The sequence below is a fragment of the Streptomyces sp. CB01635 genome, from assembly GCF_002803065.1.
Lineage (GTDB): Bacteria > Actinomycetota > Actinomycetes > Streptomycetales > Streptomycetaceae > Streptomyces.
On record NZ_NNBL01000001.1, the window covers coordinates 142006 to 156228 of the forward strand.

Here is a 14223-nt window from a genome sequence, read left to right on the forward strand (position 1 = left end):
CGCGGTCAGTCGCCGATGACCCGGCGCAGATAGTCGTTGGCGAACAGGCGGTCCGGGTCGAGACGGTCGCGCAGCTCCGTGAACTCGCCGAAGCGCGGATAGACCGTCGAGAAGTAGCCCGCGTCGCGCGTGTGCACCTTGCCCCAGTGCGGCCGGCCCTCGTGCGCGGTGAAGATGCGCTCGGCCGCGGTGAAGTAGGCCTGGTACGGGGTGCCCTTGTACATGTGGACGGCGATGTACGCGCTCTCCCGGCCGGACGCCGTGGAGAGCGTGATGTCGTCCGCGGGGGCCGTGCGGACCTCGACCGGGAAGCTGATGCGCAGGTTCGAGCGCTCGATCATGGTCTTCAGCTCGCGCAGAGTCTCGACGAGGGCCGCCCGCGGAACGGCGTACTCCATCTCCACGAAGCGGACGCGGCGCGGGGACGTGAAGACCTTGTAAGGGATGTCCGTGTAGGTGCGGGCGGAGAGCGCGCGGCTGGAGATCTTGGCGATCGACGGGATCGTCGAGGGGACCGCGCGGCCGAGTGAATTGACCGCCTGGAAGAGGCCGTTCGACAGGAGCTCGTCCTCGAGGAAGCTGCTGAACCTGCTGACAGGGGCTTCCGGGCCGGCGCTGCGGTTGTTGCGCTTGGTGTTGCAGTTGCCCGTGTGCGGGAACCAGTAGAACTCGAAGTGCTCGTTCTCCGCGTACAGCGCGTCGAAGTCGCTCGCGACCCTGTCGAAGGTCATCGGCTCCTCGCGGGCGGTGAGCAGGAAGATCGGCTCCACGGCGAACGTGATCGCCGTGATGATGCCCAGGGCGCCGAGTCCGATCCGTGCAGCCGCGAAGACCGCGCGTTCTTCTGCCGTCCCCTTCTCCGAGCAGGTGAGGACCGTGCCGTCGGCGGTGACCAGTTCGAGGCCCTTGATCTGCGCGGATATCGACGCCGATTCTCGGCCCGTGCCGTGCGTGCCCGTGCTGGTCGCGCCCGAGACGGTCTGCTCCATGATGTCGCCCATGTTCGTGAGCGACAGGCCCTCGCGGGCCAGGGCCAGGTTGAGCCTCTTGAGCGGGGTGCCGGCCTCCACCGTGACGGTGCCGGCGTCGCGGTCAATGTTGCGGATGCCGGTCAACAGTTGAGGGCGTATCAACACACCGTCGGTGGCCGCCGCCGCGGTGAACGAGTGTCCCGTACCGACGGCCTTCACCTTGAGGCCGTCATCGGCCGCCGCGCGGACGGCCGCCGACAGCTCCTCCACCGACGCGGGCGTCACCTCGCGGACCGGCCGCGCGGTGACGTTCCCCGCCCAGTTACGCCACGGTTCGTTCCGTGTCCTGGCCTGCCGGGCGTTCGTCGTGTCGCTGCCCGAGTTCCCCGTGCTCATTGGTTCCTCCCCGCTGCGGCACCGGCTGCTTCAGCCGGCGGTACCCCAGGAACCCGACCGCCACCGCGACGGCGCCGGCCACGGCCGGAACCCCGTACCCGGCCTTCGCACCGGCGGCGTCGATCACCCAGCCGGCCGCGGAGGAGCCGAGCGCGACACCGACCGCCAGTCCGGTGCTCACCCAGGTCATGCCCTCGGTCAGTTTCGCGCGTGGTACGTGCTGCTCGACGAGGGCCATCGTCGTGATCATCGTCGGCGCGATGGACAGGCCCGCGACAAAGAGCGCCACGGCCAGAAACGGAAGGTTCCCGACCAGTAGGAGGGGGATCATACTCACGGCCGTCGTGCAGACACCGACCAGCCACCTGCGCGCGGGCGCCCCCTTGAAGTGCAGCAGTCCGAAGACCGCTCCGGCGGCGCAGGAACCCGCCGCGTACACCGCGAGCACGAGACTGGCCGCCGCCTTGTGGCCCTCGTCCTCGGCGAACGCGACGGTCACCACGTCCACCGCACCGAAGATCGTGCCCGTCGCGACGAACGTGGCCACCAGGACCTGAAGACCGCGCGACCTCAGGGCGGACCCCCCGGAGTGCTGTCCGCGCGGATGCGGCACCGGCTCGGTCGCGCGCTGCGCGGTCAGCCAGAAGACCCCGGCAGCGAGGAAGCAGCCCGCGAGCAGGGGCCCCGCCTCCGGGAACCATGCCGTCGACAGACCGATCGAGATGATCGGCCCGAAGATGAAGCACACCTCGTCGATGACGGACTCGAAGGAGTACGCGGTGTGCAGCTGAGGGGTGTCCCTGTAGAGGGCCGCCCAGCGCGCCCGGACCATCGAGCCGACGCTCGGCACACAGCCGATCAGGGCGCTGAAGACGAACAGTGTCCAGTCCGGCGCCTCGAACTTCGCGCACAGCAGCAGACCGGCGACCGCGACCAGCGAGACCAGGGCCGCGGGCCGCAGCACACGGCGCTGTCCGTGCCGGTCGACGAGGCGTGAGATCTGCGGGCCGATGGCCGCCGCCGAGAGTGCCACGGTGGCGGACAGGGCACCCGCGAGCCCGTATCGGCCGGTCAGCTGGGAGACCATCGTGACGATCCCGATGCCCATCATCGACAGGGGCATCCGGCCCAGGAACCCGGCGACCGAGAAGCTCTTGGTGCCGGGCAGGGCGAATATGGCGCGGTAGGGGCTGGGCAAGTCGACTCCGGTAAGGCGCGTAGGTGGCCAAGACAGCTTACGGGTCCCGGGGCTTGCGGGCATGCCCGTTTTCCGCCCGTCAGTGACGGATGGCAGGATCAAAGGCATGTCCGATGCGCTCGATCCCACGCCCTTCGACGGCTACGACGCCCTGCTGCTGCTCTCGTTCGGAGGCCCCGAAGGCCCGGACGACGTGGTCCCGTTCCTGGAGAACGTGACGCGCGGCCGGGGAATCCCCAAGGAGCGGCTCAAAGAGGTGGGGCAGCACTACTTCCTGTTCGGCGGGGTCAGCCCCATCAACGAGCAGAACCGCGCCCTGCTGGACGCGCTCCGCAAGGACTTCGCGGACCACGGCCTCGACCTGCCCGTCCACTGGGGCAACCGGAACTGGACGCCGTACCTGACGGACACCCTCCGCGAGATGGTCACCGACGGCCACGAGCGCATCCTCGTCCTCGCGACCAGCGCGTACGCGTCGTACTCGGGCTGCCGGCAGTACCGCGAGAACCTCGCGGACTCGCTCGCCGCCCTCGAAGCGGAGGGGCTCGAGGTGCCGCGCGTCGACAAGCTGCGGCACTACTTCAACCACCCCGGCTTCGTGCGCCCCATGATCGACGGTGTCCTGAAGTCGCTCGCCGACCTCCCCGACGACGTACGGGACGGCGCCCACATCGCGTTCACGACGCACTCCATCCCGACCGCGGCAGCCGACGTCTCCGGGCCCGTGGGTGACCACGGCGACGGCGGCGCCTACGTGAAGGAGCACCTGGACGTCGCGCGCGCGATCGCCGACGCGGTCCGCGAGGAGACCGGCATCGACCACCCCTGGCAGCTCGTCTACCAGTCGCGTTCCGGCGCCCCGCACATCCCGTGGCTGGAGCCCGACATCTGCGACCACCTCGAGGAGCGGCACAGTGCCGGTGTGCCGGCCGTCGTGATGGCGCCCATCGGCTTCGTCTCCGACCACATGGAAGTCCTCTACGACCTCGACACCGAGGCCACGGCCAAGGCCGCCGAGCTCGGCCTCCCGGTGCGCCGCTCCGCCACGGTCGGCGCGGACCCCCGCTTCGCCGCCGCCGTCCGCGACCTCGTCCTCGAACGGTCCGCCGCCGAGAGCGGCCGGGCCGTCACGCCCTGTGCCCTGGGCGCGCTCGGCGCGAGCCACAACCTCTGCCCGGTGGGCTGCTGCCCCTCCCGTGCCCCCAAGCCCGCGGCCGCGGGCGCCGACAGCCCGTACGCGTAAGGATCCCGACGTGACAGACCTGAAGGCCGAACTCCTCGAGGTCGCCCTGGAGGCCGCCGCCCGCGCCGGGACCTTCCTGCGCGACGGACGCCCCGCCGACCTCGGCGTCGCCGCCACCAAGACCAGCGCCGTGGACGTCGTCACGGAGATGGACATCGCCTCCGAGAAGCTGATCACGGGCTTCCTCGCGGAGCGACGGCCGGACGACGGCGTCCTGGGCGAGGAGGGCGCGAGCACCGAGGGCAGCAGCGGGATCACCTGGGTGATCGACCCCATCGACGGAACGGTCAACTACCTGTACGGGCGCCCCGAATGGTCGGTCTCCATCGCCGCGCTCCAGGGCGACGAGACCCTCGTCGGGGTCGTCGCCGCGCCCCTGCGCGGAGAGACCTACCGCGCGGTCCTCGGCCAGGGCGCGTACGTGAACGACCGCCCGGCACACGCGCGCGTGGCGCCCCCCTTCGAGCAGGCGCTGGTCGGCACGGGATTCGGCTACCTCGCCGCCCGCCGGGCCCACCAGGCCGATGTCGTACGGGAGTTGGTGCCTCACGTGCGCGACATCCGGCGTGGCGGTTCGGCCGCCATCGACCTCTGCGACGTCGCCGTCGGACGCCTCGACGCGTACTACGAGCGCGGCTTGAACCCCTGGGACCTCGCGGCCGGCGACCTCATCGCGCGGGAGGCGGGCGCGCTCACCGGTGGCCGTCCGGGCGAAGTGCCGTCCGGCGAGCTGACGATCGCGGCGCCGCCCGGACTCTTCGAGCAGCTCCAGAACCGCCTTGAGGAGCTCGGGGCCTGGCACGACTGAAGGGCGTCCCCAGCCTGCTGAGCACAGAGAAGGGCCCCGGCGCCTGCCTGGATCGACCAGGCGCCGGGGCCCTTCCGTGCTGCGTCAGACGCGCGAGACGCCGAGCTCCACGCCGTGTTCGGCGGCGAGCCGATGCAGGTCGTCCAGCTCGTCCTGCTCGATCTCGACGAGGAATTCGTCGCCCGTCTCGCGAGCCCGGCTCAGATCGGACTCGGTCGCCTTGATGCGCTGCAGAAGTCCTGCGGTGAATGCGTCCATGGTTGCGCCCCCTCGTCCTGGGTCGTGGGTCGGTGGCACGGGGGTGTGCCCTCGGAAGGGGCGATCACGACTCAAACCGCCCTGCGGAAAGCGGGTCGTGGCACGCCACATACAAAGCGTGATCGCGGGTGTAAATCCGTCCTCCCCGCGCTCACTTCCACAGAAACCTCGACCGGCGAGAAAATCCGCATTCCCTGTGCGCCCCACCGCCTTACAGCCGGTTTATGGCCGAAAGGGGCAGGATGGAGGCCACACTCCACGACCCCGACCTGCTCACAGGTGCTCAAAACCTGCCCGCAGGTCACACAGGAAGGACAGCGACGTGCGCGTACTCGTCGTCGAGGACGAGCAGCTGCTCGCCGATGCGGTGGCCACCGGACTGCGCCGGGAGGCCATGGCCGTCGACGTCGTGTACGACGGCGCGGCCGCCCTCGAGCGCATCGGCGTGAACGACTACGACGTGGTCGTCCTCGACCGGGACCTCCCGCTCGTGCACGGCGACGACGTCTGCCGCAAGATCGTCGAACTCGGCATGCCGACCCGCGTCCTGATGCTGACCGCCTCCGGCGACGTCAGCGACCGCGTCGAGGGCCTCGAGATCGGTGCCGACGACTACCTGCCCAAGCCGTTCGCGTTCAGCGAGCTGACGGCCCGCGTGCGGGCGCTCGGACGCCGTACGAGTGTGCCGCTGCCGCCCGTCCTCGAGCGCGCGGGCATCAAGCTCGACCCGAACCGCCGCGAGGTCTTGCGCGACGGCAAGGAGATCCAGCTCGCGCCCAAGGAGTTCGCCGTCCTCGAGGTGCTGCTGCGCAGCGAGGGCGCCGTCGTCTCGGCCGAGCAGCTCCTGGAGAAGGCCTGGGACGAGAACACGGACCCCTTCACGAACGTCGTACGGGTCACCGTCATGACCCTGCGCCGCAAGCTCGGAGAGCCAGCCGTCATCGTGACCGTGCCCGGCTCCGGATACCGGATCTGATCCCCTGTGGCCTCGTCACCCGCGCCACCGGCCGCGCCTCCGAAACCCACGTGGGACCCCAGAAAAGCCGAGCCGCCCTACCCGTGGCTGCGCCCCACCATCCGCATACGCCTCACCCTGCTGTACGGCGGCATGTTCCTGATCGCCGGCATTCTGCTGCTGTCGATCATCTATCTGCTCGCCGCGCAGGCCCTGAACGTCGGCAGTGACCTGCCGTTCACGGTCACGGGCGGCACGGTGAGCAGCGGCACCTGCCGCAACTTCACAGGTCTCCCCGACCACCCCACGACCAGCCAGCTCAACTCCGCGCTGAACGAGTGCGTCAACGAGATGCGTCAACACGCACTCGACAACCTCCTCAGTCGCTCGCTCCTCGCACTGCTCGGCCTCGCCGTGATCGCGTTCGCCTTCGGGTACGCGATGGCGGGCCGCGTGCTGTCCCCGCTGGGCCGCATCACGCGCACCGCGCGCCGGGTGGCCGGCACGGACCTGTCGCGGCGCATCGAGCTGGACGGCCCGGACGACGAGCTGAAAGAGCTGTCCGACACCTTCGACGACATGCTCGACCGCCTGGAGAGAGCCTTCACCGCGCAGCAGCGGTTCGTCGGCAACGCGTCGCACGAGCTGCGCACGCCGCTCGCGATCAACCGCACACTGCTCGAGGTCCACCTCTCCGACCCAGGAGCGCCGGTGGAGCTCCAGCAGCTCGGCAAGACGCTCCTGGCGACGAACGAGCGCAGCGAGCAGCTCGTCGAGGGCCTGCTCCTGCTCGCCCGCAGTGACAACCAGATCGTGGAGCGCAAGCCGGTCGACCTCGCCGAGGTCGCCTCGCAGGCCATCGACCAGACCCGCTCGGAGGCCGACGCGAAGGGCGTCGAGATCCGCGGCGAGCGCAAAGAGGCCGTCGTCCAGGGCAATGGCGTGCTCCTGGAGCGCATCGCCCTGAACCTCGTCCAGAACGCCGTCCGGTACAACGTCCCGGAGGGCGGCTGGGTCGAGGTCACCACCGAGGCCCAGCACGGCCAGGCGGTCCTCGTGGTGTCCAACACGGGGCCCGTGGTGCCCGCGTACGAGATCGACAACCTCTTCGAGCCGTTCCGGCGGCTGCGCACCGAGCGCACCGGGAGCGACAAGGGAGTGGGGCTCGGTCTGTCGATCGCCCGCTCGGTGGCGCGCGCTCATGGGGGCCGTATCATCGCGGAGCCGCGTGAAGGGGGTGGGCTCGTCATGCGGGTCACCCTGCCGATCTGAGGCCTCCGAGACGCGTGTCACCCGCCGATTCGAGCCTTCCGAGATGCGGGTCGGCGACCGATCTGAGATGCTTCCGCCGACGTGCCGGGCGAGTTCGCTTTTAGCGGAATTTTCGGGACCTGATCCCGGGGAGACCGTGTGTGATCGATCACAAGGGCGAATTTCCGGCCATCTACTCTCCGTGATCGTGAAAGCCCCCGGAAAGCCGGGAAAATCCGGGTTTTCAGGGGTCCGGATCACGGGAAGTACACGGGGTGGCGCCCGTGAGGTGCCACCTTCGGACCGTGTACGGTCCCGATCGCCATCCAACCCGATCACTCATGAGGGATCCGGTTGGGTGTCGATTGAGTAACAGACCTTGATGTGAGGCAAAATCTCCGCCTCAGGTCGGGCACAAAGTCCGGCCTCCCGCGCGTTGTGCGCTGGAGACACCGCATACACCCAGAGGGGGAGAGCGACACATGGCAACGGATTACGACACCCCACGCAAGACCGACGATGACGTCAACGAGGACAGCATCGAGGAGCTCAAGGCTCGGCGGAACGACAAGTCGACCTCGTCGGTCGACGTCGACGAGTTCGAGGCCGCCGAAGGCCTGGAGCTCCCCGGCGCCGACCTCTCGAACGAGGAGCTGGCCGTCCGGGTCCTGCCCAAGCAGCAGGACGAGTTCACCTGCATGAGCTGCTTCCTGGTGCACCACAGGAGCCAGCTGGCCAGGGAGAAGAACGGCCAGCCGATCTGCCGCGACTGCGACTGAGGCAGGGTCGGCCGTGACTGGCTCGACCCCGCCCTGGAAGCGCCGCTCCCGGAAGGACCGGGAAGCGGACGGTGGCCCGTCCGACGACGGCGTGCGTGACGACGAGCGAGGCTCTTCCCCCACTGGAGCAGCCTCGCTCGAGGACGCCGACGACCGAGAGGTGACGGGCGACCTCGCGGCGGCGGGATTCAGCGACCTGCCCGCCGTGCCCACCGCGGGTGACCAAGCGCCGATCGGCGGCCGTGCACAGGTCGCCAGGCGCCGTGTGGCCGCCGTCAGAGACGGCGTCCGCAAGAGCGGCACCGCCGCCAAAGCAGGACTCGGCTACCTCGCCGACCGGATTATCGAGAACGCGCCGCGTGTACCGGTGCGCGATCTGGCGACCCTGCGCAGACAGTTCCCCGGCCTGAGCGCCGAACAGCTCGCGGACAAACTCGTCGCGGGCGCGGCCAACGCCACCTCCACCGTGGGTGCGGGGATCGGCGCCGCCGCGATGATGCCCGTACCGCCCGCGATGCCCGCGGAGCTTGCGGCCGAGATCACCGGCGTCGCCGCCATCGAGATGAAGCTCGTCGCCGAGCTGCACGAGGTCTACGGCGTGCGCCCGCCCGGCGCCCTCAAGGACCGCAGCGCCGCCTATCTGGCCTCGTGGACCGAGGAGCGCGGCATCGAGGTGACGAAGCCCGCGACGATCAACGCGGCGCTCGGCGGCCAGATGAAGCGCGAGCTGCGCCAGCAGATCATGAAGCGCATGGTGCGCAACCTGCCGAACCTGATGCCGTTCATGGTCGGTGCCGCGGTCGGGGCGGTCATGAACCGCCGCGACACCAAGAAGCTCGCGGGGCGGATCCGCAAGGACCTGCGCAAGATCCAGGTCCCCTGGGACGCCCTGCCGGAACTGCCGCCCCTGGAGCGCCCCAGCGACCCGCACCCGCTGATCCCGGGCGACGCGTCCGAGCCCAAGGAGCTCGGAAACTGACCGGTGCTACTTGCCGAGCGCCTTGGCCAGCCCCTTCGGGTCCCGCGTCGACAGGTACAGGTACGGGGTCGGGTCCTGCGGGTCGGTGACGTCCACGCGCAGGGCCGTCGGCACATAGCTGCGCAGCAGCATGAAGGCGCGCGGGTCGGCCTTGTGCGTGCGCCAGGCGCGCGCCCCCTCGGCGTCCAGGATCTCCGCGTCACCCAGCGCCGACAGCGGGATCTTCGCGTCCCCGGCGACCAGCGAGTCCGCCACGACACGGATGCGCACGGAGCCGTACGAACTCGTCACCACCGCCGCCGCGGCCGTCCCGCCGACAAGCCCTCCGAGCAGTGGCAGCGTGCCGAACGGCAGCAGGATCAGGGCGCAGGCGACGCCGAGCAGGAGTGAGACGAGCCACCACGAGCGGGGGGCGGTGAGGCGTTCTTCGAACGGTGCGGTGGAGAGCTCCATGCAGCCAAGCTTGGCACGGTGCGCTTTCTCCCAGGACGCGCGGGTAAGGTCTGCGCCTGTGAGTGGTACTTCTGCAGCTCTGACGCCCCCCGCCGACGCCATAGCGCCCGTGCGGCACCCCGATGCCCCCGCACCCGGCGAGCTCCTCGGCGCGCACTACGGACACTGTTTCGGCTGCGGCGACGAACAGCCGCACGGGCTGCACCTGGCGGCGCGCGCGCAGGACGGCGTCCGCGTCACCGCCGAGTTCACGGTGCGCCCCGCCCACCAGGGCGCGCCCGGCCTCGCGCACGGCGGAGTCCTGGCCACCGCCCTCGACGAGACGCTCGGCTCGCTGAACTGGCTGCTGCGTGTCATCGCGGTGACCGGCCGGCTCGAGACGGACTTCGTGCGGCCCGTGCCCGTGGACACCGTGCTGTACCTGGACGCCGAGGTCACCGCCGTCGCCGGCCGCAAGATCTACTCGACCGCCACCGGCCGGATCGGCGGCCCCGACGGGCCCGTCGCGGTCCGCGCAGAGGCCCTCTTCATCGAGGTGAAGGTCGACCACTTCATCGACAACGGACGCCCGGAGGAGATCCAGGCGGCCATGAGCGACCCGGACCAGGTCCGGCGCACCCGTGCCTTCGAGGTGAACCCGTGACCCGAGCCCCTCTCGACGTGCTGATCAGGCGCGTCGACCCCGACGTACCGCTGCCGTCGTACGAGCACCCCGGTGACGCGGGCGCGGATCTGCGGACCACCGAGGCGTGCGAGCTCGCGCCGGGCGAGCGGGCCGTACTCCCCACGGGGGTGTCGATCGCGCTGCCCGAGGGGTACGCCGCCTTCGTGCACCCGAGATCCGGCCTCGCCGCCCGCTGCGGTGTCGCCCTGGTGAATGCCCCAGGGACGGTGGATGCCGGGTACCGTGGAGAGATCAAGGTGATCGTGGTGAATCTCGACCCGCGCGACAGCGTGCGGTTCGAGCGCTTCGACCGGATTGCCCAACTGGTCGTCCAGCAGGTCGAGAAGGTGCGCTTCCAGGAGGTGGCGGAGCTTCCCGACTCGGCGCGGGCCGAGGGGGGCTTCGGGTCCACCGGTGGTCATGCCGCCGTGGGGCCGGGCCCGGGTGGGCATCAGGGTGGGAATCGATACGCATCGGTCGTATCCGACCGGGAAGGACAGTGACGTGTTCGGACGTCGCAAGAAGAACGGCGCCGCCGATGACGCGGCGGGCGAGGCCGAGCAGGTCGTCGACGGCGTAGCCGGCGACAGCGACGCTGACGAGGGCGAGCCGCAGCGCGTGCGGCTCGAGCCCGAGCCGCGTCCCGACGGCCCCTGGGACGCCTCCGAGGTCCGTGAGCCCGGTGAGGGCCGCGTGGACCTGGGCGGACTCTTCGTACCCGGAGTCGAGGGCATGGAGCTGCGGGTCGAGGTCGCGGGCGACGCGATCGTCGCGGCCACCGTCGTCCTCCAGGACAGCGCCGTGCAGCTCCAGGGCTTCGCCGCCCCCAAGAAGGAGGGCATCTGGGGCGAGGTCCGTGAGGAGATCGCCTCGGGCATCACTCAGCAGGGTGGCGTGATCGACGAGGTCGAGGGTCCGCTCGGCTGGGAGCTGCGGGCCCAGGTGCCGGTGCAGCTGCCGGACGGCACGGGCGGCTTCCAGGTCGTCCGGTTCATCGGCGTCGACGGCCCCCGCTGGTTCCTGCGCGGAGTGATCTCCGGGCAGGGCGCGGTGCAGCCGCAGGCCGCCGGGCTCCTCGAGCAGATCTTCCGGGACACCGTCGTGGTCCGTGGTGAGGGCCCGATGGCCCCGCGCGACCCGATCGTCCTGAAGCTGCCGGACGACGCGCAGATGGTCGCCGAGGGCGTGCAGCAGGAGCCGCAGGAAGGCTCCCGGTTCGCGGGCGGCATGGGGCAGCTGGCACGCGGCCCCGAGATCACCGAGGTGCGCTGAGCCGCACCTGTACGGCCATCGATGGGCCGCGCACTCCTCGGGAGTGTGCGGCCCATCGGCGTTGCGCGGCCGGGCAGTTGAAGGTTGTCCAGACCATTGCGAGACCTTCGCGCAACCCTCTGATGTGCCGCGCACACGGGGAGACCGGTTCGTGGACGTACGGCGGGTGCCTGCCATGGTGCGGAGGAGCGGGCACCACGGCTGGTTCTGTGTGCCGACGGGCTCGCGGTCCTGCTCGCGGCCATGGTGCTCGCCGCGCTCGCCGAGAACGCTGTCGAGGGCGCAGCGCCGGCCGGCCGCCGATCCAGCCGCTGTCGTCGAGGTGTCCGGGGGCTACCGTGCCGCCGGCGGACGGGAGTTGGACCGCGATGTGCGGTCCGCGCTCGACCGTAACTACTTCCCGCACCACACCTGGTCCGTGCTGCGGGCGCCGTCCGCCCGCTCCACCGAACGCCCGTCGTCGAGGCCGCAGGGCGCCCCGCGCCGACGCGACCGTCGCCGTCGTCGCCCTCGAAGGGGCGGGACAGCACGCCGAACTCGTGTCCGGGCGCCGGCCGCGTGGCGGAGGCGACGCGGAGACCGCGCTGAACGAGGTGCTCGCCTCCGAACTCGGTGCCCGCGCGCGTGACAGCTTCACCGTGCGCACCGCCGACAAGAAGCGGCTCCGGCTGTGCCGCTGACCGCGGCCCTGGGTGTCGGGCTCGGTGTGCTGGTGGCCGCCGCGGCCGGTGTGGAGACCTTGATCGGCAGGCGTCGCGGTCTCGGCGCCGTTCTGCGCGTGGGGAGAGGCGATGACTGACACCGACCTGCACAGGCTTGAGGCGCGGGCCCGCGACGCGAGCAGGCCCGCGGCCGACGAGGGTCTGGTCGTCTGCGGCAACCTGGTGCGCGTCTTCCGTACCGAGGAGGTCGATGTGCAGGCGCTCCAGGGCCTGGACCTGCCCACCGCGGGGCGTGCCGGAGTCGCCGGGCACGACCTGCTCGCGATGAGCCGCAGGGAGCGCCTCGGTTACCGCCGCGCACCGTCGGCTTCGTGTGGCAGCAGTCCGGGCGCAACCTCCTGCCGTACCTCACCGCCCTGGAGAACGTCGCCCTGCCGATGAAGTACGCGCGCGTGCCCCGCGACAGGCGGCCCGCGCGGGCCGCCGAACTGCTCGACGTGCTGTGCATCGCACACTGCCGCGACCGGCGCCCCGCCGAGCTGTCCGGGGCGAGCAGCAGCGCGTCGCGGTCGCGGTGGCCACGGCGAACGCGCCGCGTGTCCTGCCGGCCGACGAGCTCGACACGGCGAGCGGGGGGACGTGCTCACGGCCCTGCGCCGTGCAGACGAGGAGCTGGGGGCGACCGTTCTCGTCGTCACCCACGACCCGCTCGTGTCCGGCCAGGTGCGCCGCACGGTCCGCATCCGCGACGGCCGCACGTCGGCGGAGACGCTGCGCGAACGCGGGGGAGAGGGCGAGGAGTTCACGGTTCTGGACCGGGCGGCCGGCTCCAGCTGCCGTGCGACTACGTGGAGCGGTACGGGCTCCGCGGTCGGGTTCGGCTTACGGGTGAGGCGGGCCACGTGGGTGTATGGCCGGATCGCGACGACCGGACCGACAGCTGAACTGCGGCTCTTTCTTCACCTCTTGACGGAAGGCTGGTACGTACCTAGGGTCTCCGGCCAACACCCGTGTTCATAAAGGTACTTCACGTTCACATAGAAGAACGGATGGCCCCCCACATGCCGAACACACCGGCCCCCGCCCGCCACCGGCGCAGACGACGCACCGCCCTCCTCGCCACCCTCGCGACGACCACCGCCGCTCTCGTCGCCACCCTCCTCGCCTGGCCCGGCGCCGACCGCGCCGACGCCGCGCCCGCCACCTTCGCCCACCCGGGCGTCACCGTCTCCAAGGGCCAGCTGGACTTCGCCCGCGACAAGGTCAACGCAGGCGCCCAGCCCTGGAAGGGCGCGTACGACCAGATGCTGGCGAGCAAGTACGCCTCCCTCACGCGCACCGCCAAGCCCCGCGCCACCGTCGAGTGCGGCTCGTACTCCAACCCCAACTACGGCTGCACCGACGAGCGCGAGGACGCGATAGCCGCGTACACCGACGCGCTGGCCTGGTACATCACGCGCGACGACCGCTACGCGAAGAAGGCCATCGAGCTGATGGACGCCTGGTCGGCCACCATCAAGGAGCACACCAACAGCAACGCGCCCCTCCAGACCGGCTGGGCCGGCTCCTCCTGGCCCAAGGCCGCCGAGATCATCAAGTACACGTACACCGGCGGCTGGGCGAACGAGGGCCGTTTCAGGACGATGCTGCGCGACGTCTACCTCCCCAAGGTCATCAACGGCTCGAACTCCAACGGCAACTGGGAGCTGTCGATGATGGAGGCTGCCGTCGGCATCTCCGTCTTCCTGGAGGACAAGACGTCGTACGACAAGGCCATGGCCAAGTTCCGTACGCGCACGGCCGCCTACGTCTACCTCGCCTCCGACGGCGACCTGCCGAAGACCGTGCCGAGCCAGAACCTCGACACCAAGGCCAAGATCGTCAGCTACTGGCAGGGGCAGTCCACCTTCGTCACCGGCCTCACTCAGGAGACCTGCCGCGACTTCGTGCACACCGGATACGGCATCTCCGCCATCTCCCACATCGCCGAGACCAGCCGCATCCAGGGCCAGGACCTGTACGGCACCGACGTCGGGCAGCGCCTCCAGCAGGCCCTCGGCTTCCAGGCCAAGTACGAGCTGGGCGAGGCGCCGCCGAGCTGGCTGTGCGGCGGGTCCGTCACGCGCGGGCTCGGACCCGTCACCGAGGTCGGCTACAACGCGATGCACACCCGCCTCGGCAACGCCATGACGAACACCCAGAAGCTCACCGAGCAGAACCGGCCGGCGGGCTCCAACAACCTGTTCGTCGCCTGGGAGACCCTGACCCACGCCGAGAACCCCAACTGATCCCGGCCATTGCCCGGCCGGGCGCCGCGTGACCATACTGGCGCCC

15 protein-coding genes and 1 pseudogene are annotated in these 14223 nt (G+C 70.6%); 12 read left to right on the forward strand and 4 right to left on the reverse strand.

Going from position 1 to position 14223, the window contains the following annotated elements; genetic code table 11:
• Window positions 1-5: 5 nt before the first annotated feature.
• Window positions 6-1367: a D-arabinono-1,4-lactone oxidase gene (locus CG723_RS00570; protein WP_100591159.1), complete on the reverse strand. Its 1362-nt coding sequence runs from the start codon at window positions 1365-1367 to the stop codon at window positions 6-8.
• Entirely contained in the window at window positions 1294-2565 is a 1272-nt protein-coding gene (locus tag CG723_RS00575; RefSeq protein ID WP_100591160.1) for an MFS transporter, read from the reverse strand. Before CG723_RS00575 ends, CG723_RS00570 begins: the two co-directional genes overlap by 74 nt.
• Before the next feature lie 106 nt (window positions 2566-2671).
• On the opposite strand from CG723_RS00575, the gene CG723_RS00580 reads away from it, so the two are divergent.
• Complete coding sequence (locus tag CG723_RS00580; protein ID WP_100591161.1) at window positions 2672-3808, forward strand: ferrochelatase; 1137 nt, start codon at window positions 2672-2674, stop codon at window positions 3806-3808.
• Window positions 3809-3818: 10 nt separating this feature from the next.
• The gene (locus CG723_RS00585) at window positions 3819-4616 is read left to right on the forward strand and encodes an inositol monophosphatase family protein (protein ID WP_100591162.1); all 798 of its coding nucleotides are present in this window, start codon (window positions 3819-3821) and stop codon (window positions 4614-4616) included.
• An 84-nt stretch (window positions 4617-4700) separates the two neighbouring features.
• On the opposite strand, the gene CG723_RS46765 is transcribed toward CG723_RS00585, so the two are convergent.
• The gene (locus CG723_RS46765; protein ID WP_199841616.1) at window positions 4701-4874 is read right to left on the reverse strand and encodes a hypothetical protein; all 174 of its coding nucleotides are present in this window, start codon (window positions 4872-4874) and stop codon (window positions 4701-4703) included.
• 322 nt (window positions 4875-5196) lie between these two features.
• Between CG723_RS46765 and CG723_RS00590 the strand changes: the two genes are divergently transcribed.
• From CG723_RS00590 to CG723_RS00605, 4 genes are all read left to right on the forward strand, one after another.
• Window positions 5197-5850: a response regulator transcription factor gene (locus CG723_RS00590; RefSeq protein WP_100591163.1), complete on the forward strand. Its 654-nt coding sequence runs from the start codon at window positions 5197-5199 to the stop codon at window positions 5848-5850.
• A 6-nt stretch (window positions 5851-5856) separates the two neighbouring features.
• Window positions 5857-7101, forward strand: coding sequence for a sensor histidine kinase (locus tag CG723_RS00595; protein WP_100591164.1), 1245 nt, complete (start codon window positions 5857-5859; stop codon window positions 7099-7101).
• Between the two features lie 461 nt (window positions 7102-7562).
• Window positions 7563-7859 (forward strand): DUF4193 domain-containing protein, encoded by a 297-nt coding sequence (locus tag CG723_RS00600; RefSeq protein WP_030357326.1) that lies wholly within the window; start codon window positions 7563-7565, stop codon window positions 7857-7859.
• Between the two features lie 13 nt (window positions 7860-7872).
• Window positions 7873-8838: a hypothetical protein gene (locus CG723_RS00605; protein ID WP_100591165.1), complete on the forward strand. Its 966-nt coding sequence runs from the start codon at window positions 7873-7875 to the stop codon at window positions 8836-8838.
• Between the two features lie 6 nt (window positions 8839-8844).
• Here the strand turns inward: CG723_RS00605 and CG723_RS00610 are convergent, their stop codons facing one another.
• Window positions 8845-9291 (reverse strand): DUF3093 domain-containing protein, encoded by a 447-nt coding sequence (locus tag CG723_RS00610; RefSeq protein WP_100591166.1) that lies wholly within the window; start codon window positions 9289-9291, stop codon window positions 8845-8847.
• Window positions 9292-9349: 58 nt separating this feature from the next.
• Between CG723_RS00610 and CG723_RS00615 the strand changes: the two genes are divergently transcribed.
• The 6 genes and pseudogenes from CG723_RS00615 to CG723_RS00635 all read left to right on the forward strand — a co-directional run bounded on the left by CG723_RS00615 (window position 9350) and on the right by CG723_RS00635 (window position 14177).
• Complete coding sequence (locus CG723_RS00615; protein WP_100591167.1) at window positions 9350-9934, forward strand: PaaI family thioesterase; 585 nt, start codon at window positions 9350-9352, stop codon at window positions 9932-9934.
• Window positions 9931-10458: a dUTP diphosphatase gene (gene dut / locus CG723_RS00620; protein ID WP_100591168.1), complete on the forward strand. Its 528-nt coding sequence runs from the start codon at window positions 9931-9933 to the stop codon at window positions 10456-10458. Before CG723_RS00615 ends, dut begins: the two co-directional genes overlap by 4 nt.
• Window position 10459: 1 nt before the next feature.
• Entirely contained in the window at window positions 10460-11227 is a 768-nt protein-coding gene (locus CG723_RS00625; protein WP_100591169.1) for a DUF3710 domain-containing protein, read from the forward strand.
• A 539-nt stretch (window positions 11228-11766) separates the two neighbouring features.
• Entirely contained in the window at window positions 11767-11907 is a 141-nt protein-coding gene (locus CG723_RS46005; protein WP_159032365.1) for a hypothetical protein, read from the forward strand.
• A gap of 111 nt (window positions 11908-12018) precedes the next feature.
• Window positions 12019-12833, forward strand: a pseudogene (locus CG723_RS00630) (ABC transporter ATP-binding protein).
• 117 nt (window positions 12834-12950) lie between these two features.
• On the forward strand, window positions 12951-14177 hold the full coding sequence (locus CG723_RS00635; RefSeq protein ID WP_100591170.1) for an alginate lyase family protein: 1227 nt from the start codon (window positions 12951-12953) through the stop codon (window positions 14175-14177).
• The last annotated feature ends 46 nt before the right edge of the window (window positions 14178-14223 follow it).